Origin of the sequence: Citrobacter sp. Cb028 (assembly GCF_030336705.1) — a bacterium.
Taxonomy (GTDB): Bacteria; Pseudomonadota; Gammaproteobacteria; order Enterobacterales; family Enterobacteriaceae; genus Citrobacter; species Citrobacter braakii.
Genome location: NZ_JAOWCZ010000028.1, coordinates 168,318 through 188,662, shown reverse-complemented (window position 1 = coordinate 188,662; position 20,345 = coordinate 168,318). Strand labels below are relative to the sequence as shown.

Sequence of the window (20,345 nt, the reverse complement as noted above, 5' to 3'; positions counted from 1 at the left end):
AGCGCCACCGGGCATGTTGCCGGATGGCGGCGTAAACGCCTTATCCGGCCTACGAATCGTGCTGAATTAGCGGTATTGCTTGAGTACCGCACGACCCAACGTCAGGATCTGCATTTCATCAGAGCCACCAGAAACACGGTCAACGCGCAGATCGCGCCAGAAACGCGTGATGCGATGGTTACCCGCGATACCTACACCGCCCAGCACCTGCATGGCGGTATCGACCACTTCAAACGCAGCGTTGGCGCAGAAGTATTTGCACATTGCTGCATCGCCCGAAGTAATGGTGCCGTTATCCGCTTTCCATGCCGCTTCAAGCAGCATGTTTTTCATGGAATTTAGTTTGATCGCCATATGCGCGAACTTCTCCTGAATCAGCTGGAAGCGGCCGATCGTTTCGCCAAACTGCACGCGCTGATTGGCGTAGCGCGCGGCGTCTTCAAAAGCGCACATTGCCGTACCGTAGTTGGTCAGCGCGACGAGGAAACGTTCATGATCGAACTCTTCTTTCACGCGGTTGAAACCATTACCTTCCCGACCGAACATGTCTTTCTCGTCCAGTTCAACGTCGTCAAAGGTGATTTCACAGCAGCTATCCATGCGCAGACCGAGTTTCTCCAGCTTGTTGACCTTGATACCCGCTTTGCTCATGTCAACGAACCACTCGGTGTAAACAGGTTTATCCGGCGATGCACCATCTCTCGCCATAACCACGATGTACGGGGTATAGGCGCTACTGGTGATAAAGCACTTACTGCCATTAAGATAAACCTTACCATTTTTACGTGTATAAGTGGTTTTCAGGCTGCCAACATCCGATCCCGCTCCCGGTTCGGTGATGGCAGAGTTCCACATCTGCTTACCGGTTCCCTGGAACGCCATGATTTTATCGATTTGTTCCTGAGTCCCTTCACGCAGGAACGTGTTAAAACCGCCCGGTAACTGGTACAGCACATAGGTTGGTGCGCCCAGGCGTCCGAGTTCCATCCAGACTGCAGCGACGGTAACAAAACCCGCTTCCAGACCACCGTGTTCTTCAGGAATCAACAGGCTATCAATGCCCATATCCGCCAGCGCTTTTACAAAACGCTCAGGGTAGACGCTGTCGCGATCGCACTCGGCAAAATAAGCTTCCCAGTTCTCACTGGCCATCAGTTCACGAATACCGGCGACAAACAGCTCCTGCTCGTCATTTAAGTTGAAATCCATCTTTCAGCCTCTTGATCAATTGGGTTAATAAGAATTACTTGTCTTTCCAGTGCACTTTGGCGTCTTTAATAAAGGACAGCGTCACCATGATGTTGACGAAGAACAGCGGACATCCTCCGGCGATAATCGCGGTCTGAATCGGCTTCAGCCCACCCAGCGCCAGCAGAACGATACCGATGATGCCGACCAGAACGGACCAGCCGATACGCACTAACAGCGGCGGTTCTTCACCATCGCGGACTTCACGACAGGTGGACATCGCCAGGGTGTAAGAGCAGGCGTTAATCAGCGTCACGGTGGCAATAAAGCAGAGGATGAAGAATCCCCACATGGTGGCGGTGCTGAGCGGTAGAGCAGCCCAGGTTTCGATAATGGCGCGCGCCACACCGTGTTGTTCAATCAGCTGCGGGATATTGAGAACGTTTTTATCCATCAGCAGCAGCGTGTTGCTGCCAAGGACTGTCCACAGGATCCAGGTCGACGCGGTCAGGCCCAGCACCATCCCGAAGCACAGTTCACGGACGGTACGACCACGAGAAATACGGGCCAGGAAGATACTCATCTGGATGGCGTAAATGACCCACCACGCCCAGTAGAAGACGGTCCAGCCCTGTGGGAAGCCGCCTTTACCGATGGCATCGGTATAGAACAGCATGCGCGGCAGATACATCAACAGCATGCCGACGGAGTCGGTGAAGTAGTTCATGATGAAGCTGGCGCCGCTGACGATAAACACCCAGCCCAGCATCAGGAAGCTCAGATAGCTACGCACGTCGCTGGCGATCTTGACCCCTTTTTGCAGGCCGCAGGCCACGCAAATGGCGTTCAATATGATCCAGCAGGTAATGATGATTGCGTCGAGTTGCAGCGTATGCGGAATACCGAACAGATACTGCATGCACTCGGTTACCAGCGGAGTGGCCAGACCGAGGCTGGTACCCATCGCGAAGATCAGCGCCACCAGATAGAAGTTATCGACGATGGTGCCGAACAGCCCTTTCGCATGCTTCTCGCCCACTAACGGTACCAGCGTGGAGCTGGGACGGATGACGTCCATCTTGCGCACAAAGAAGAAGTAGGCGAAAGCCACAGAAAGGAAACTGTAGGTTGCCCACGGCAACGGTCCCCAGTGGAACAGGCTGTACGCCAGGCCCAGCTCTTTCGCAGCCGTAGAGTTAGGCGCGAGAGCAAACGGCGGGGTGGAGATGTAGTAGTAGATCTCGATGGAACCCCAGAACAGCACCGCGGCGGATGTACAGGAAGCGAACATCATAAAAATCCAGCTGGCGGTACTAAACTCTGGTTTTTCGTCGCCTAATTTCTTTTTGGCATACGGGCCAAAGACCAACCAGAACCAGCCGAAGAGCATGACGACCATATACCATTCAAATGCCCAGCCCCAGACATTGGTGACATAACTGAATACCGCATTAATAACGACGTTAGCGGCATCGAGATCTCTTACAGTTAGCCAACAAAGTATCCCAACTATTATTAATGGCGGAAAAAAAACCTTCGGTTCAATTCCCGATTTTCTCTTTTCATTTTTCATAAGTGAATTCCAGTGTGAAAACGAAACTTATTTAGCGTGCCCGTGCATGATCGTTTGTTTATTTATTATTAATGATTTGTTGATAACTTTTTAACCTCTGGGAGCGCCTCAGTGAGTAACCCATAATGAGTATTCATATCGGGTGGTTCTGTTATCTTCGTCACACTTTTTTATGCTGAGTAATTCGCTCAAAAATTTGATATTATTTGTTTATAATCAATTTGTTGGCTGTGGTTTTTTAACTTTTTTAAGTGACTGGCGTTCAATATTGTTGAACCCGCAGACAATATTGAAAATTTTCATATTTGACGTGATTCTTTCAATATTGGTGAGGTGCATAACACTATTGAAAGTTACGAATTTCAATGTGTGACATTTTCAATATTGGTGATTAAGGTTTTATTTCCGAATTAAAGAGCGTGATATCTGTATTTAACACTGCCGATATAAATACGTTTCCTTCATGATTTCTGGAGATGCAATGAAGATAATTACTTGCTACAAATGCGTACCTGATGAACAGGATATTGCGATTAATAATGCTGATGGCTCACTCGATTTCAGCAAAGCGGATGGCAAAATAAGCCAGTATGATCTGAATGCGATCGAAGCGGCTTGTCAGTTGAAACAACAGTCAGGAGAGGCCCTGGTTGTGGCCATGAGCGTCGGCGGCAAAGCGCTGACCAATGCAAAAGGGCGAAAAGATGTGCTTTCCCGTGGCCCAGATGAACTGATTGTTGTTATTGACGAGCAATTTGAGCAGGCGCTGCCGCAACAAACTGCCAGCGCGCTGGCTGCCGCCGCGCAAAAAGCAGGTTTCGATCTGCTTATTTGTGGTGACGGTTCTTCCGATCTTTATGCTCAGCAGGTTGGTCTGCTGGTGGGCGAAGCGCTGAACATTCCGGCGATTAACGGCGTGAGTAAAATCCTCTCTCTTACCGACAGCACTTTGACGGTAGAGCGTGAACTGGAAGATGAAGTCGAAACTCTGAGCATTCCGCTTCCGGCGGTGATCGCGGTCTCAACGGACATCAACACCCCACAAATCCCTTCCATGAAAGCCATTCTTGGCGCGGCGAAAAAACCGGTTCAGGTCTGGTCGCCGGCAGACATTGGCCTGAACAGCGCGCAGGCATATTCCGAACAACACGTTGCTGCACCGAAGCAGCGCGAGCGTCAGCGCGTTGTAATTGAAGGTGACGGTGAAGAACAGATTGCCGCGTTTGTCGAGAATCTTCGCAAAATCATTTAATTATCAGGGGATGTTATGAACAAATTTTCCAGTATCTGGGTATTCAGCGATACCCCTTCTCGTCTGCCGGAACTGATGAATGGTGCGCAGGCTTTAGGTGAAAAAGTTAACACGTTTGTGCTGAGTGAAGCGGACTGCGCGACGGCATGCCATTTAGGCGCAGATGATGTCTGGTTACTCAGCGGTAAACCAGAAGACCGTATGATTGAGGACTACGCTGATGTGATGGCCGAAACTATTCGTCAGCACAGCGAGGGCGGGGCGGTGCTGCTGCCGAATACGCGTCGCGGCAAGCTGTTAGCGGCAAAACTGGGTTTTCGCTTGTCGGCAGCGGTCTCCAACGACGCCAGTGCAGTCGCCGTGCAGGACGGAAAAGCGGCGGTAAAACATATGGTCTATGGCGGCCTGGCGATGGGGGCAGAAACAATCGCTTCACCGTTCGCCGTGATAACGCTCAGCAGTGGAACGTTTGACGCGCAGCAACCGGATACCGCCCGCAGCGGCGAGGTGCACACCGTGTCATGGCAGGCTCCAGCTATAGCCGTTACTCGTACGGCAACTCAGGCACGTCAGAGCAACAGCGTCGACCTCGACAAAGCCCGTCTGGTGGTTAGCGTGGGACGCGGGATCGGCAGCAAAGAAAATATCTCGCTGGCGGAGGCGCTGTGCCAGACGATTGGTGCCGAGCTGGCGTGCTCCCGTCCGGTGGCGGAAAACGAGAAGTGGATGGAACACGAACGCTACGTCGGCATCTCCAACCTGATGCTCAAGCCGGAACTGTATCTGGCCGTGGGGATCTCCGGGCAGATCCAACATATGGTCGGCGCCAACGGCGCGCAGACGATTTTCGCCATCAACAAAGATAAAAATGCGCCGATTTTCCAGTATGCGGATTTTGGCATCGTTGGCGATGCACTGAAGATCCTGCCTGCGCTGACGGCTGCTTTAGCGCGTTAAACCATTTCGGGCAGGATGCGAAGGTGTCCTGCCGCTGACAGGAGTACGTATGTCCGAAGATATCTTTGATGCCATCATCGTGGGTGCAGGTCTGGCGGGTTCGGTTGCGGCGCTGGTGCTGGCTCGGGAGGGCGCACAGGTGCTGGTTATCGAGCGCGGCAATTCTGCTGGCGCGAAGAATGTCACCGGTGGGCGCATGTATGCGCATAGCCTGGAGAATATCATTCCCGGTTTTGCTGAGCAGGCCCCCATTGAACGCATCATCACCCACGAAAAACTCGCCTTTATGACCGACAAAGGGGCGATGACCATCGACTATTGCAACGGCGAAGACGCCAAATCGTCGCAGGTTTCTTACTCTGTCTTACGCAGTAAATTTGACGCCTGGCTGATGGAACAGGCCGAAGAGGCGGGCGCTCAGCTCATCACCGGTATCCGCGTGGATAACGTTGTGCAGCGCGAGGGCAAAGTCGTGGGCGTGGAAGCCGATGGCGATATTCTGGAAGCCAAAGTGGTGATCCTTGCCGACGGAGTGAATTCTCTGTTGGCTGAAAAGCTAGGTATGGCAAAGCGCGTCGAGGCATCGCATGTTGCCGTCGGCGTAAAAGAGCTGATCGAGTTGCCGAAATCGGTAATTGAAGATCGTTTCCAGTTACAAGGGAACGAAGGGGCTGCCTGTCTGTTTGCCGGATCGCCCACCGATGGGTTGATGGGCGGTGGCTTTCTCTATACGAATGAAACGACCCTTTCTCTGGGACTGGTCTGCGGCCTTCATCATCTGAAAGATGCGAAAAAATCGGTTCCGCAAATGCTGGAAGATTTCAAACAGCATCCGGCGGTTGCCCCGCTGATCGCCGGTGGCAAGCTGGTGGAATATGCCGCGCACGTCGTACCGGAAGCCGGTATCAACATGCAGCCAGAACTGGTGGGGGACGGCGTATTGATTGCTGGTGACGCTGCTGGAATGTGTATGAACCTCGGCTTTACCATTCGCGGTATGGATCTCGCCATATCCGCAGGTGAAGCGGCGGCAAAAACGGTGCTTTCCGCAATGAAGCGCGACGATTTTAGCAAGCAGTCGCTGGGGGAATACCGTCAGCATCTGGACGAAGGCCCGATGCGCGATATGCGCATGTATCAAAAGCTACCCGCTTTTCTTGATAACCCACGCATGTTTACCGCTTATCCGGAAATGGCGGTCAGTATTGCGCGCGACCTGTTCACCGTGGATGGTTCGGCACCGGTGCCAATGCGTAAAAAAATCCTGCGCCATGCGAAGAAAGTGGGCTTCATCAACCTGATGAAAGATGGCCTGAAAGGAGTGACCGTATTATGACATCTCCCGTCAACGTGGACGTCAAACTGGGCGTCAATAAGTTCAATGTGGATGAAGACAGTCCGCATATCATTCTCAAAACCGATCCTGATAAACAGGTGCTGGAGGTGCTGATTAAGGCCTGTCCGGCTGGCCTGTATAAAAAGCAGGATGACGGTAGCGTACGTTTTGATTATGCCGGATGCCTGGAATGCGGAACGTGCCGCATTCTCGGACTGGATACAGCGCTGGAAAAATGGGAATACCCGCGTGGGACGTTTGGCGTGGAGTTCCGCTACGGCTAAACCTGGTGCCGGATGGCGGCTTCGCCTTATCCGGCCTACAGGAACAATGCGTAGGCCTGATAAGCGTAACGTCATCAGGCATTAAGTTAAAATAAAACAGGACATAACCATGCAGCAGCCCAGGAACTTTGATGACATCAAATTCACCTCTATTCACCGCCGGATAATGCTGTGGGGAAGCGGTGGGCCGTTTCTGGATGGTTATGTGCTGGTGATGATTGGCGTGGCATTGGAACAGCTCACGCCAGCATTGAAACTGGATGCGCAGTGGATTGGTCTGCTGGGCGCCGGTACGCTCGCGGGGCTGTTTGTGGGGACGTCGCTGTTTGGCTACATCTCCGACAAGGTCGGGCGGCGCAAAATGTTCATTATCGATATTATCGCCATTGGCGTGATATCGGCGGCAACCATGTTTGTCTCCTCGCCCGTTGAGTTGTTGGTAATGCGCGTGCTGATCGGCATTGTGATTGGTGCTGACTACCCGATCGCCACCTCGATGATCACCGAGTTTTCCAATACCCGCCAGCGCGCTTTCTCCATCGGTTTTATCGCTGCTATGTGGTATGTCGGCGCCACCTGTGCCGATCTGGTCGGCTACTGGTTGTATGATGTTGAGGGCGGATGGCGCTGGATGTTGGGCAGCGCGGTGATCCCCTGCATTTTGATCCTGATTGGGCGTTTCGATCTTCCTGAATCGCCGCGCTGGCTGCTGCGTAAAGGTCGGGTGAAAGAGTGTGAGGAGATGATGATCAAACTGTTCGGTGAACCGGTGGTGTTCGACGAAGAAGCGCCGCAGGAGACGCGCTTTCTTCAGCTATTTAATCGCCGTCATTTCCCGTTTGTGCTGTTTGTCGCCGCTATCTGGACTTGTCAGGTGATCCCGATGTTTGCCATTTATACCTTTGGTCCGCAGATTGTGGGGCTGCTGGGGCTTGGTGCCGGGAAAAGCGCCGCGTTGGGAAATGTGGTAATCAGCTTGTGCTTTATGTTGGGATGCATTCCTCCCATGTTCTGGCTCAATAGCGCGGGCCGACGACCGCTGTTAATTGGCAGCTTCATTATGATGACGCTGGCGCTGGCCGTGCTAGGGTTAATCCCTGATATGGGCGCGTGGCTGGTGGTGCTGGCGTTTGCCGTATACGCGTTTTTCTCTGGGGGACCTGGAAACCTGCAATGGCTATACCCTAACGAACTGTTTCCCACCGATATTCGTGCGTCTGCCGTCGGGGTGATTATGTCCTTAAGCCGTATCGGCACCATTGTTTCAACTTGGGCGCTGCCGGTGTTCATCACCAAATACGGGATCAGTAATGTCATGTTGATGGGGGCGGGAATTTCGCTGATCGGCCTGCTCGTGTCCATCGCTTTCGCCCCGGAAACGCGAGGTCTGACGCTGGCGCAAACCAGCCAAATGACGATCCGCAGTAAACCCGTGACCAGGACGGGTTTTTAGGAGTGTTCTGTATTTTCCCTGCAACTCAGTCAGTTAGCCTACAGTTAACGGGTATATCACTGAAAACGACTGAAAAGCAGGGAGAACACCATGCAAAAACATATTCTGATCACCTCTATTTTTACCGCAGCAGCACTGTTCACCGTTGCCGGTTGCTCCTCGAACCAGGCGGTTAAAACGACCGATGGCAAAACAATCGTGACCGACGGCAAACCGCAAGTCGATGATGATACAGGCCTGGTGTCGTACAAAAATGCGCAAACGGGTAAGACGGAACAAATTAACCGCGATCAGGTTAAAGATATGAGCGAACTGGATAACTAGTTCAGTTTTCTCCATTCAACCACTCAATAATATTGACTGTTAGCCTGCGGATTAACTGACTAAACTCACTGTTATTACAATAATGCAGTGAAACAGGCTAATCATGATCCTCATCATTTATGCGCATCCCTATCCGCAGCACTCGCATGCGAATAAGCGGATGCTTGAACAGGCAAGGATGCTGGAGGGCGTGGAGATCCGCTCGCTCTACCAGCTCTACCCCGACTTCAATATCGATATTGCCGCTGAACAGGATGCGCTGGCGCGCGCTGATTTGATTATCTGGCAGCATCCTATGCAATGGTATAGCACTCCTCCCTTACTCAAGCTGTGGATGGATAAGGTCCTTTCGCACGGTTGGGCATATGGCCACGGCGGGACTGCGCTCCACGGTAAACATCTGCTGTGGGCAGTGACGACCGGCGGCGGCGAAAACCACTTTGATATTGGCTCCCATCCCGGATTTGATGTGCTTTCCCAGCCCTTACAGGCAACGGCGCTCTACTGTGGCCTCAAATGGCTGCCGCCGTTTGCGATGCACTGTACGTTTATCTGTGATGATGAAACTCTGCAGGCGCAGGCGCGTCATTACAAACAGCGTCTGTTGGAGTGGCAGGAGGTTCATCATGGATAACCATACGCTAATACAGGCGCTGATTTATCTCGGATCGGCGGCGCTGATTGTCCCCATTGCCGTGCGACTGGGGCTAGGGTCAGTGCTGGGGTATCTCATCGCAGGGTGCATTATTGGACCATGGGGTCTGAGGATGGTGACCGACGCTGAATCAATCCTGCATTTTGCCGAGATTGGCGTGGTGTTGATGCTGTTTGTCATCGGTCTGGAGCTGGATCCGCAACGTTTGTGGAAACTGCGGGCCTCGGTGTTCGGTGGTGGTGCGCTGCAGATGGTGGTTTGCGGCGGTCTGATTGGTTTGTTCTGTATGTTCCTCGGCCTGCGCTGGCAGGTAGCGGAACTGATCGGCATGACGCTGGCGCTTTCCTCCACGGCTATTGCTATGCAGGCGATGAATGAGCGAAACCTGATGGTTTCGCAAATGGGACGCAGCGCGTTTGCCGTGCTGTTGTTCCAGGATATCGCCGCTATTCCTCTGGTGGCGATGATCCCATTACTTGCGGCGAGCGGCGCATCGACAACGCTTGGGGCGTTTGCGCTCTCCGCCCTTAAGGTGGCGAGCGCCCTGGTGCTGGTGGTGTTGCTGGGGCGTTATGTGACGCGTCCGGCCTTGCGTTTTGTCGCTCGTTCTGGCCTGCGGGAAGTATTCAGTGCCGTTGCGCTGTTCCTCGTTTTTGGCTTCGGTCTGCTGTTGGAAGAGGTTGGACTGTCGATGGCGATGGGGGCGTTCCTGGCTGGCGTGCTGCTGGCAAGCTCTGAGTATCGTCACGCGCTGGAAAGCGATATCGAGCCATTTAAAGGGCTGCTGCTGGGACTGTTTTTCATTGGCGTCGGGATGTCTATCGACTTTGGTACGCTGATTGATAATCCCTTGCGCATTATCATTCTGTTGGTCGGTTTCCTGGTTATCAAAACCGTCATGCTGTGGCTGATAGCGAAACCCTTACAGGTGCCGAACAAGCAGCGCAGATGGTTTGCCGTGTTATTAGGGCAGGGCAGTGAGTTTGCCTTCGTGGTGTTTGGCGCGGCGCAAATGGCAAACGTGCTTGATCCTGATTGGGCGAAATCTCTGACGCTGGCGGTGGCGCTGTCGATGGCGGCGACGCCGATTTTACTGGTAATTCTGACGCGTCTGGAAAAATCGGCGACCGGTGAAGAGCGGGAAGCAGATGAAATCGACGAGGAACAACCTCGGGTGATCATCGCCGGGTTTGGGCGATTTGGTCAGATAACCGGTCGTCTGTTGTTGTCGAGCGGGGTCAAAATGGTGGTTCTTGATCATGACCCGGACCATATCGAAACGCTGCGTAAATTCGGCATGAAGGTTTTCTATGGCGATGCGACGCGGATGGATCTGCTGGAGTCTGCCGGGGCGGCTAAAGCTGAAGTTATTATTAACGCCATTGACGATCCGCAAACCAGCCTGCAACTGACCGAAATGGTGAAACAGTATTTCCCGCATCTGCAAATTATTGCCCGTGCGCGCGACGTGGATCATTACATCCGCCTGCGCCAGGCTGGAGTGGAGATGCCGGAACGTGAAACCTTTGAGGGCGCGCTGAAGACCGGACGTTTGGCACTGGAAGGTCTTGGACTTGGACGCTATGAAGCGCGTGAGCGGGCCGATGTATTCCGCCGCTTCAACACGCTGATGGTTGAGGAGATGGTGAAAGGGGAAAATGACGCAACGTCCCGCGCGGCGGTATATAAACGCACCAGCGAAATGCTGAGTGAAATTATTGCGGAAGATCGTCAGCACTTATCATTAATTCAACGCCATGGCTGGCAAGGCACGGATGAAGGTAAGCATACGGGCGACGTCGCCGATGAGCCGGAAGTGAAACCGTCAGTATAGGGTAAAAAATGTGATGTTCTGCAAACTTTACTGCTAATTGGCTGTTTTTGAACTACTGTAATGCTGGCGTACCACCTTAAATAGGTCGGTTCGCCAGCAGAACGGAAAATTTTCATGCTCATCCTCTTTCCGCCAGTCGACGAAAGATTGCGCTTTCCGTATAGTGGCGACAATTTTTTTGTATCCGGGAAACATTCAATGATCAGTCTGATTGCGGCGTTAGCGGTAGATCGCGTCATCGGTATGGAAAATGCCATGCCATGGAACCTACCTGCCGATCTCGCCTGGTTTAAACGTAATACCTTAAACAAGCCGGTTGTCATGGGACGCCACACGTGGGAATCCATCGGGCGACCGTTGCCAGGGCGTAAAAATATCGTCATCAGCAGCAAGCCTGGCACCGACGATCGCGTGCAGTGGGTGAAGTCTGTTGAGGAAGCGATCGCGGCCTGTGGCGATGAACCTGAAATTATGGTTATTGGCGGTGGGCGTGTGTATGAGCAGTTCCTGCCGAAAGCGCAGAAACTGTATCTGACACACATTGATGCGGAAGTTGAAGGGGATACGCATTTCCCGGACTACGAACCGGATGACTGGGAATCGGTGTTCAGTGAATTCCACGATGCTGACGCGCAAAACTCCCACAGCTACTGCTTCGAGATTTTGGAACGTCGTTAATGTGGATGCCTGATGGCGTTGCGCTAATCAGGCCTACAGATTGCACATTCGTTTGCCGGATAAGGTGTAAGCACCGCCATCCGGCAGACGACTATCAGGCGTTGACGGCCTCGCCGGGATCCAGATTCAGATGGCGATTTGATGGCTGTACAAAGTACTGTTTGTCTTCCCAGCGCAGACAGGTGAGATCCCCGCCCCAGCAACACCCCGTATCTAACGCGTAAATACCTTCTGGCGTGCCTTTGCCCTCCAGCGATGCCCAGTGCCCGAATGCAATGCTATAGGCTTCACTGACAGGTCCAGGAATGGCAAACCACGGCTTCAGCGGGGCAGGCGCATCTTCTGGCGACTCTTTGCTGTACATGTCCAACTGACCGTTGGGGAAGCAGTAACGCATGCGGGTAAACGCGTTGGTAATAAAACGCAGGCGCGCCAGCCCCGTCAGTTCCGGGGTCCAGTTATTTGGCATGTCGCCGTACATGGCATCAAGAAAGAATGGATAAGAGTCGCTCGACAGCACGGCTTCAACATCGCGAGCACAGTCCTTCGCCGTCTGCAGATCCCACTGTGGGGTAATCCCTGCATGCGCCATGACCAGTTTCTTCTCTTCATCAACCTGCAACAGCGGCTGACGACGTAGCCAGTTAAGCAGCGTGTCAGCATCCGGTGCCTCAAGCAGCGGCGTGAGCCGGTCTTTCGGTTTATTACGGCTGATGCCAGCAAACACGGCCAACAGGTGTAAATCGTGATTACCGAGGACTAACCGTACGCTGTCGCCCAGCGATTTAACGTAGCGCAAAACGTCTAACGACCCTGGCCCACGCGCGACCAGATCGCCGGTGAGCCATAAGGTGTCTTGTTCTGGATTAAAGTCAACCTGGTGCAGCAAGGCTACCAGTTCATCGTAACAACCGTGAACGTCGCCAATGAGGTATGTTGCCATAGCTATTGTTTTAATGAATGAGTGTAGGAACGGCGAGTCGGAACACGGGAATGTCGATGGTAAAGGCGATCCCTTGTTCATCGATCATTTCGTAATGACCCTGCATGGTGCCCAGCGGTGTTTCAATCACCGCACCGCTGGTGTACTGGTACTCTTCGCCAGGTTCGATGTGGGGCTGAACGCCAACCACGCCTTCGCCCTGAACTTCGGTTTCACGGCCATGACCATTGGTGATCAACCAATAACGCCCCAACAGCTGCACAGGCGCTCGCCCCAAATTGCGGATAGTCACGGTATAAGCAAAAACGTAACGTTCATCATCAGGTGAGGATTGCGCCTCAATGTAGACGCTTTGTACCTGAATGCACACTCGGGGCGAATTGATCATGTTTAACTCTCCTTCGATGGCGCGTTTTCTGACAGATAGTTAGCCATCCGGCAGTATTGCGCGACAGAGATATTTTCCGCTCGCATCGCCGGATCAACGCCCAGCTCTGTTAGTACTTCAACGCTAAACAGGTTACCAAGACTATTACGTACCGTTTTGCGACGCTGATTAAACGCTTCAGTGGTAATACGGCTCAGCACACGAACATCTTTAACGGGGTACGGCATTGTCGCGTGAGGGACCAGACGCACCACGGCGGAATCGACTTTAGGCGCAGGCGTAAATGCGGATGGCGGCACTTCAAGTACCGGGATCACATTGCAGTAATACTGCGCCATGACGCTTAATCGACCATACGCTTTACTGTTTGGCCCTGCAACCAGACGGTTGACCACCTCTTTTTGCAACATGAAATGCATGTCGGCGATGGCATCAGTATAGGAAAAAAGATGGAACATGAGCGGCGTGGAAATGTTATACGGCAGGTTGCCGAATACGCGCAGCGGCTGACCCATCGTTTGTGCGAGTTCGCCGAAGTTCATGGTCATGGCATCTTGCTGATAAATAGTCAGCTTCGGCCCTAAAAACGGGTGTGTTTGCAGGCGGGCGGCGAGATCGCGGTCCAGCTCTATGACCGTGAGCTTGTCCAGGCGTTCGCCTACAGGTTCGGTCAACGCTGCCAGGCCCGGGCCGATTTCGACCATAGCCTGACCTTTCTGCGGGTTGATAGCAGAGACAATACTTTCGATCACAAACTGATCGTTGAGGAAGTTTTGCCCGAAACGTTTACGGGCTAAGTGGCCCTGATGGACTCGATTATTCATTGGTATTAACAATCATTTTGATGGCGAGATTAAGCGCCGTAATAAAACTGCCGACATCTGCTTGCCCACGACCCGCAAGTTCAAGCGCGGTGCCGTGATCGACGGATGTGCGAATAAAGGGCAGGCCCAGCGTGATATTCACACCGCGACCAAATCCCTGGTATTTTAGCACGGGGAGACCCTGATCGTGGTACATTGCCAGCACGGCATCCGCGTGGTCGAGATATTTGGGCTGAAACAGCGTATCTGCGGGCAGCGGGCCGTTTAATTTCATCCCCTGCGCACGCAGTTCATCAAGGACCGGAATGAGGGTGTCTATCTCTTCCGTTCCCATATGACCACCTTCACCGGCATGCGGGTTAAGACCGCACACCAGAATATGCGGATCGGCAATGCCAAACTTGGTGCGCAAATCATGATGCAAAATACCGATCACTTCTTTAAGCAGAGCAGGCGTAATGGCGTCGGCAACGGCTCTGAGCGGCAAATGAGTGGTTGCCAGGGCAACGCGCAGCGCTTCAGTCGCCAGCATCATGACGACTTTCTTCGCCTGTGAGCGCTCTTCAAAAAACTCGGTATGTCCGGTAAACGGGATGCCTGCGTCATTGATTACTCCCTTGTGTACCGGACCGGTAATCAGCGCCGCAAACTCACCTTGCAGACAACCATCGCAGGCGCGAGCCAGCGTATCCACCACATATTGTCCGTTCTCTACCGCCAACTGACCCGCGATAACAGGCGCCCGCAGAGCAATCGGCAACAGCGTCAACGTACCTGCTGATTGCGGTCTGGCTGGGGTATCTGGAGAGTATGGGAGGAGTGAAAGCGGTAAACCGAGCATTGCTGCCCGGTCACTGAGGAGTGCGGCATCCGCACAGACAACGAGTTCTACAGGCCACTCACGCTGGGCGAGCTGAACCACCAGGTCCGGGCCAATCCCGGCGGGTTCGCCGGGAGTGATCACAACGCGTTGAATACGAGTCATTAGTTGCTCAGAACTTTAACGTAGGCGCTGGCGCGCTGTTCCTGCATCCAGGTTGCCGCTTCTTCCGAGAATTTACGGTTCATCAGCATACGATAAGCTCTGTCTTTCTGCGCCGCATCAGTTTTATCAACGTTACGCGTGTCCAACAGCTCGATCAGATGCCACCCGAAAGAGGAGTGCACCGGGGTACTCATCTGGCCTTTGTGAAGTTTGGTCAGCGCATCGCGGAAAGCGGGATCGAAAATATCCGCTGCAGCCCAGCCCAGATCGCCGCCCTGGTTGGCAGAACCCGGATCCTGAGAAAACTCTTTAGCCGCTGCCGCGAAGGTTGTTTTACCGCTCTTAATATCAGCTGCGATTTGTTCCAGCTTCAGACGCGCCTGTTGATCGGTCATGATCGGCGATGGCTTGAGCAGAATATGGCGGGCATGAACTTCAGTCACGGAGATGCTCTGGCTTTGACCACGCATATCGTTGACTTTCAGGATGTGGAAGCCGACACCAGAACGAATTGGGCCAATGATATCGCCTTTTTTCGCGGTGCTTAGCGCCTGGGCAAAGATACCCGGCAGCTCCTGAATACGTCCCCAACCCATCTGGCCGCCTTTCAGCGCCTGCTGATCAGCGGAATAGGTGATAGCCAGTTTGCCGAAATCGCTACCGTTACGTGCTTCATCAACAACAGAGCGCGCCTGACTTTCAGCCGCGTTAACCTGGTCAGAAGTTGGGTTTTCCGGTAATGGGATCAGAATGTGGCTCAGGTTCAGCTCGGTGCTGGCATCGTTTTGGTTGCCGACCTGCTGCGCCAGAGCATCCACTTCCTGAGGCAGGATAGTAACGCGACGGCGAACTTCGTTGTTACGCACTTCAGAGATGGTCATCTCTTTGCGGATCTGGCTACGATAGGTCGAATAGCTTAAGCCATCCTGTGCCAGACGGCTGCGCATCTGATCCAGCGTCATGTTGTTTTGCTTGGCGATGTTGGCAATTGCCTGATCCAGTTGCTCGTCAGAGATTTTAACACCCATCTTCTGACCCATCTGCAGGAGGATTTGATCCATGATCAAACGTTCCAGGATCTGATGACGCAGCGTGGCGTCGTCCGGTAATTGTTGACCAGCCTGACCCGCATTAAGTTTTACTGACTGCATTAAGCCATCGACGTCGCTTTCCAGAACGACGCCGTTATTGACGACGGCTGCGACTTTATCGACTACCTGTGGGGCAGCGAAACTGGTATTCGCGATCATGGCGATACCGAGAAGCAGCGTTTTCCAGTTCTTCATACTTTTTCCATTTCAATTAACCGCAAAGCGGATTACGTTGTAAATCAATCAGATCATAAAGAGCTTTGATACGGTAAAATGTTCGAACGCAACATTTGGTTGGTGCCGAGACCGTAGTTGGAACTCAGGCCGCGTAGTTCGATATTAAAGCCGATCGTGTTGTCATAAACTGCATGTTTCTGAGTGTTATCCCAGCCGTTCAGCTTACGTTCGTAGCCGAAGCGAATGGCGTAACAGCAGGAGTTGTACTGCAGACCCAGCATGGAATCCGCTTCTTTGTTCACGTTGGTATCAAAGTAGTAAGCCCCGACAATCGACCAGCGGTCGGCGATTGGGAAGCTTGCCACTGCGCCCACCTGCGAAATCCCGTTTTCATATTGTGGTTTAGTCACATCACGGGAAGGCACTGCAGCCTGAATATACTCCGGGCTGGCATAACGGTAGTTCAGCTGCAGCATACGGTTTTCGTCGCGACGATATTCGATGCTGCTGTTGCTGGTTGCGATGCTGTCCAGACGGGTATCGTACTGGATTCCACTGCGTAAACCCCAGCGGTTGGAGATGCGCCAGTAGGTGTCGCCAGCCCATACCAGTGAGCCCGTTTTGTCGTCATTCTCCCATTTAATGTTGTCATCGCCAGTGCGAGACTCGGTAAAATAGTAGATTTGACCCACAGAAATATTAAAACGTTCAACGGCCGCGTCATCATAAACGCGAGATGTGACCCCGGTCGTTACCTGGTTGGCAGATGCGATGCGGTCCAGACCGCCATAGGTACGATCACGGAACAGGCCGCTGTAGTCAGATTGCAGCAGGGACGAGTCATAGTTAAAAATATTACTTTGATCTCGATACGGTACGTACAGGTACTGCGCGCGCGGCTCCAGCGTCTGGGTATATCCCGGGGCCAGCATTTCCATATCGCGTTCAAAGACCAGTTTACCGTCAACTTTAAACTGTGGCATGACGCGGTTGACGGAATCTTCCAGGGAATTAGCCGCGTTAAGGGTATTTAAATTATCCGGATTAGGATTGTTACGATAATTTTTTCTTGCGAATGATTGATACTCGCTGATGTTGTTTTGCTGATAGTGCGTTGCCATCAGCTTCAGCTCAGTGTTGATACTTCCCCAATTATTCGACAATGGCAGATTGATGGTCGGTTCAAGGTGTAAACGAGTTGCTTCCGGCCTGTTGTCGTTGGTATTAACGAAATGGACTGCCTGACCATAAATCCGGGTGTCAAACGGGCCCACATCATTCTGGTAGTAGTTGACGTCTAACTGCGGCTGCGCAGAGTAACTGTTACTGTTTTGTGCGTCGAAGACCTGGAACTGCTTGGTCGAAACCGTCGCGTCAAAGTTTTGTACCGCGTAGCCGACGCTGAATTTTTGCGTGGCGTAGCCGTCGGTACTGGAACCGTATTTATTATCAAAATCATTAAAGTAGCTGGTGTCACTGACCTTGGTGTAGTCAACGTTGAAACGCCACACCTGATCCATCACACCAGAGTGTTGCCAGTAGAACAGCCAGCGGCGGGAATTGTCATCCTTCGGATGTTCATCCTCGTACACTTTATCGGAATTCAGATAGTCGAACTCCATCAGACCTGCGCCCGCTTGGGTGAGGTAGCGGAATTCGTTCTCCCACATGATACCGCCACGACGGTGCATATAATGCGGCGTGATGGTGGCGTCCATATTGGGCGCAATGTTCCAATAATACGGGAGATAGAACTCAAAATAGTTATTGGTAGAGTATTTTGCGTTCGGGATCAGGAAACCAGAGCGACGCTTATCGCCGACGGGTAACTGTAAATAAGGACTGTAAAAGACCGGAACCGGACCCAGTTTAAAACGGGCGTTCCAGATCTCTGCGACCTGTTCTTCACGGTCGTGAATGACTTCGCTACCGACGACGCTCCAGGTATTGGAACCTGGCAGACAAGAGGTGAAGCTACCGTTTTCCAGAATGGTATAGCGGTTTTCCCCACGCTGCTTCATCAGATCGGCTTTTCCGCGCCCCTGACGGCCTACCATCTGATAATCACCTTCCCAGATGTTGGTATCTTTGGTATTCAGATTAGACCAGCCCTTCGGCCCCTTCAGAATAACCTGATTGTCATCATAATGGACATTGCCAAGCGCATCGACGGTACGAACTGGCTCCGGCTGGCCTTCTGCCTGCTTCTGATGAAGCTGCACTTCGTCGGCCTGCAGGCGGCTGTTACCCTGTGCGATGTCCACATTGCCGGTAAACACCGCGTCATCCGGGTAATTCCCTTTCGCGTTGTCAGCAGTGATGGTGACGGGTAATTCATTGGTCTCGCCCTGTACCAGAGGACGGTCATAGCTTGGCACGCCCAGCATACATTGTGAGGCGAGATCGGCTGCCAGACCCTGATGGCTATAGAGGGCGCTGGCAATCATGGTGGCCAGAAGAGTGGGAATACGTTTTTTCATACGTTGTATTTATTGTTCCATCATCAGTAGCGTCGCGCGTGACAAACGGTCACAGCCTAACTTATCTCATCTTCACTTCGCTAGTATTAATCCTGCCCATTTTATCCCGCCACCTTTCAAGCTGCATCTTCGTTCCAGACGAATTGGTCACTGCGTTACCGCCTTGTTGCAACTCGAAATCCAACGGGTATAGCGTTTGTGGTGTTAGGCACGGCATAGAATGACAGGTATGATAATGCAAATTATAGGCGATGTCCCACAATTGACCGCAGCCGTAAATCGGTAAAAGCACCTTATATTGTGGGACATATCCTGGCAGAGAGCAGAAAGATTTGGGGAGTCTATGCAGTATTGGGGAAAGATAATTGGTGTCGCCGTGGCCTTAATGATGGGCGGCGGCTTCTGGGGTGTGGTTCTGGGCCTGTTAGTTGGCCACATGTTCGACAAAGCCCGCATGCGCAAAATGGCGTGGTTTGCCAACCAGCGTGAACGCCAGGCGCTGTTTTTTGCCACCACTTTTGAGGTGATGGGGCATCTGACCAAATCCAAAGGTCGCGTCACGGAAGCCGATATCCATATCGCCAGTCAATTGATGGATCGAATGAATTTGCACGGTGACTCGCGTACCGCCGCGCAACATGCCTTCCGGGTGGGAAAATCGGACAATTACCCATTACGTGAAAAAATGCGTCAGTTTCGCAGCGTCTGTTTTGGCCGCTTCGATCTGATCCGCATGTTTCTGGAGATTCAGATTCAGGCGGCTTTTGCCGATGGGTCGTTGCATCCGAACGAGCGTGAAGTGCTGTATGTGATTGCTGAAGAGTTGGGGATCTCACGTACCCAGTTTGATCAGTTTCTGCGCATGATGCAGGGCGGCGCCCAGTTTGGCGGCGGATATCAGCAACAGTCCGGTGGCGGTGGCTGGCAGCAGACGCAACGCGGTCCGACGCTGGAAGACGCCTGCAATGTGCTGGGTGTGAAAGCGACCGATGATGCGACCACCATTAAGCGCGCATACCGTAAGCTGATGAGCGAGCACCATCCGGACAAACTGGTGGCGAAAGGCCTGCCGCCAGAAATGATGGAAATGGCGAAGCAAAAAGCGCAGGAAATTCAAAAAGCTTACGAGCTAATTAAAGAACAGAAAGGTTTTAAATAATCGTTATGCCGGATGGCAGCTAGCGCCTTATCCCGCCTACGTTAATAAATGTAGGCCGGGTAAGCGAAGCCCACCGGCCTAAATGGGTCGTACGTTTAAAAATCTGCCGGAACTTTAAACGTCATACTGTTGCCGTATTCGGGATGCGTGATAGTTAACATCTCTGCGTGCAGCAGCAGGCGCGGCGCTAACGCCAGGGCCTGTGGCGGGGCGTAGAAGCGGTCGCCCAGAATCGGATGCCCTAATGCCAGCATATGCACACGCAACTGGTGGGAGCGTCCGGTAATGGGTTTGAGCACGACCCGGGCGGTGTTATCTTCCGCAAACTCCACCACTTCATACTCGGTCTGCGCCGATTTTCCGGTCTCATAACACACTTTCTGCTTTGGCCGATTCGGCCAGTCGCAAATCAGCGGTAAATCAACTAGCCCCTCGGCCGGAGCGGGATGTCCCCAGACGCGTGCGACATACTGTTTCTTCGGCTCGCGTTCGCGAAACTGGCGCTTTAGCTCGCGCTCTGCCGCTTTAGTTAGCGCCACTACAATCACGCCGCTGGTTGCCATATCCAGACGATGTACGGATTCAGCCTGCGGATAATCGCGCTGAATACGCGTCATCACGCTGTCTTTGTGTTCATCCAGACGACCCGGCACGGACAACAAGCCGCTCGGCTTGTTGACCACCATAATGTGCTCATCCTGATACAGGATAACCAGCCAGGGTTCCTGCGGCGGATTATAGTTTTCCATCCCCATGTCAGGCTC

Annotated in this window: 19 protein-coding genes; 10 read left to right on the top strand and 9 right to left on the bottom strand. The window is 52.8% G+C overall.

The genetic code is table 11. The features are described 5' to 3' along the window. Positions 1–66: 66 nt before the first annotated feature. Positions 67–1,209, bottom strand: a complete 1,143-nt coding sequence (gene caiA / locus OGV75_RS05725) for a crotonobetainyl-CoA dehydrogenase (protein ID WP_003018898.1) — start codon at positions 1,207–1,209, stop codon at positions 67–69. Positions 1,210–1,243: 34 nt separating this feature from the next. Beyond that, positions 1,244–2,761: an L-carnitine/gamma-butyrobetaine antiporter gene (gene caiT / locus OGV75_RS05720; RefSeq protein ID WP_047417243.1), complete on the bottom strand. Its 1,518-nt coding sequence runs from the start codon at positions 2,759–2,761 to the stop codon at positions 1,244–1,246. A gap of 481 nt (positions 2,762–3,242) precedes the next feature. Here caiT and OGV75_RS05715 point away from each other — a divergent pair, with 481 nt between their 5' ends. The 9 genes from OGV75_RS05715 (at position 3,243) to folA (ending at position 11,534) form a co-directional block, all read left to right on the top strand. Continuing rightward, positions 3,243–4,013, top strand: coding sequence for an electron transfer flavoprotein FixA (locus OGV75_RS05715; RefSeq protein ID WP_101700367.1), 771 nt, complete (start codon positions 3,243–3,245; stop codon positions 4,011–4,013). A 15-nt stretch (positions 4,014–4,028) separates the two neighbouring features. Further along, positions 4,029–4,970, top strand: a complete 942-nt coding sequence (locus OGV75_RS05710) for an electron transfer flavoprotein subunit alpha/FixB family protein (RefSeq protein WP_075847944.1) — start codon at positions 4,029–4,031, stop codon at positions 4,968–4,970. A 49-nt stretch (positions 4,971–5,019) separates the two neighbouring features. Next, positions 5,020–6,306: an FAD-dependent oxidoreductase gene (locus OGV75_RS05705; protein WP_047358345.1), complete on the top strand. Its 1,287-nt coding sequence runs from the start codon at positions 5,020–5,022 to the stop codon at positions 6,304–6,306. Then, positions 6,303–6,590: a ferredoxin-like protein FixX gene (fixX, locus tag OGV75_RS05700; protein ID WP_000203738.1), complete on the top strand. Its 288-nt coding sequence runs from the start codon at positions 6,303–6,305 to the stop codon at positions 6,588–6,590. Before OGV75_RS05705 ends, fixX begins: the two co-directional genes overlap by 4 nt. Positions 6,591–6,699: 109 nt before the next feature. Next, positions 6,700–8,043 (top strand): MFS transporter, encoded by a 1,344-nt coding sequence (locus OGV75_RS05695; protein WP_286480423.1) that lies wholly within the window; start codon positions 6,700–6,702, stop codon positions 8,041–8,043. Positions 8,044–8,133: 90 nt separating this feature from the next. Then, a complete protein-coding gene (locus OGV75_RS05690) occupies positions 8,134–8,367 on the top strand; it encodes a YgdI/YgdR family lipoprotein (protein WP_003018880.1) in 234 nt (77 codons plus the stop codon). Between the two features lie 103 nt (positions 8,368–8,470). Next, on the top strand, positions 8,471–9,001 hold the full coding sequence (gene kefF / locus OGV75_RS05685) for a glutathione-regulated potassium-efflux system oxidoreductase KefF (protein ID WP_016151660.1): 531 nt from the start codon (positions 8,471–8,473) through the stop codon (positions 8,999–9,001). Continuing rightward, the gene (gene kefC / locus OGV75_RS05680; protein ID WP_094760780.1) at positions 8,994–10,856 is read left to right on the top strand and encodes a glutathione-regulated potassium-efflux system protein KefC; all 1,863 of its coding nucleotides are present in this window, start codon (positions 8,994–8,996) and stop codon (positions 10,854–10,856) included. The genes kefF and kefC overlap by 8 nt, the downstream gene beginning before the upstream one ends. 198 nt (positions 10,857–11,054) lie before the next feature. Next, positions 11,055–11,534, top strand: a complete 480-nt coding sequence (folA, locus tag OGV75_RS05675; RefSeq protein WP_016151662.1) for a type 3 dihydrofolate reductase — start codon at positions 11,055–11,057, stop codon at positions 11,532–11,534. A gap of 94 nt (positions 11,535–11,628) precedes the next feature. Here folA and apaH read toward each other — a convergent pair whose 3' ends face one another. The 6 genes from apaH to lptD are packed head-to-tail and all read right to left on the bottom strand — an operon-like array spanning position 11,629 to position 18,422. Beyond that, positions 11,629–12,477, bottom strand: a complete 849-nt coding sequence (gene apaH, locus OGV75_RS05670) for a bis(5'-nucleosyl)-tetraphosphatase (symmetrical) ApaH (protein WP_016151663.1) — start codon at positions 12,475–12,477, stop codon at positions 11,629–11,631. A gap of 10 nt (positions 12,478–12,487) precedes the next feature. Further along, on the bottom strand, positions 12,488–12,865 hold the full coding sequence (gene apaG, locus OGV75_RS05665; RefSeq protein WP_003018867.1) for a Co2+/Mg2+ efflux facilitator ApaG/CorD: 378 nt from the start codon (positions 12,863–12,865) through the stop codon (positions 12,488–12,490). Between the two features lie 2 nt (positions 12,866–12,867). Beyond that, positions 12,868–13,689 carry a 16S rRNA (adenine(1518)-N(6)/adenine(1519)-N(6))-dimethyltransferase RsmA gene (gene rsmA, locus OGV75_RS05660; RefSeq protein WP_003018865.1) on the bottom strand — a complete coding sequence of 274 codons (822 nt, stop codon included), beginning with the start codon at positions 13,687–13,689 and terminating at the stop codon, positions 12,868–12,870. Continuing rightward, positions 13,682–14,674, bottom strand: coding sequence for a 4-hydroxythreonine-4-phosphate dehydrogenase PdxA (gene pdxA, locus OGV75_RS05655; RefSeq protein WP_053388876.1), 993 nt, complete (start codon positions 14,672–14,674; stop codon positions 13,682–13,684). The genes rsmA and pdxA overlap by 8 nt, the downstream gene beginning before the upstream one ends. Further along, positions 14,674–15,960 carry a peptidylprolyl isomerase SurA gene (gene surA / locus OGV75_RS05650; RefSeq protein WP_016155672.1) on the bottom strand — a complete coding sequence of 429 codons (1,287 nt, stop codon included), beginning with the start codon at positions 15,958–15,960 and terminating at the stop codon, positions 14,674–14,676. Before surA ends, pdxA begins: the two co-directional genes overlap by 1 nt. Positions 15,961–16,013: 53 nt before the next feature. Next, on the bottom strand, positions 16,014–18,422 hold the full coding sequence (gene lptD, locus OGV75_RS05645; protein WP_115191005.1) for an LPS assembly protein LptD: 2,409 nt from the start codon (positions 18,420–18,422) through the stop codon (positions 16,014–16,016). A gap of 343 nt (positions 18,423–18,765) precedes the next feature. Between lptD and djlA the strand changes: the two genes are divergently transcribed. Further along, positions 18,766–19,581 (top strand): co-chaperone DjlA, encoded by an 816-nt coding sequence (gene djlA / locus OGV75_RS05640; protein WP_046276044.1) that lies wholly within the window; start codon positions 18,766–18,768, stop codon positions 19,579–19,581. Positions 19,582–19,676: 95 nt separating this feature from the next. Here djlA and rluA read toward each other — a convergent pair whose 3' ends face one another. Further along, the gene (gene rluA, locus OGV75_RS05635) at positions 19,677–20,336 is read right to left on the bottom strand and encodes a bifunctional tRNA pseudouridine(32) synthase/23S rRNA pseudouridine(746) synthase RluA (RefSeq protein ID WP_016151668.1); all 660 of its coding nucleotides are present in this window, start codon (positions 20,334–20,336) and stop codon (positions 19,677–19,679) included. Positions 20,337–20,345: the final 9 nt, after the last annotated feature.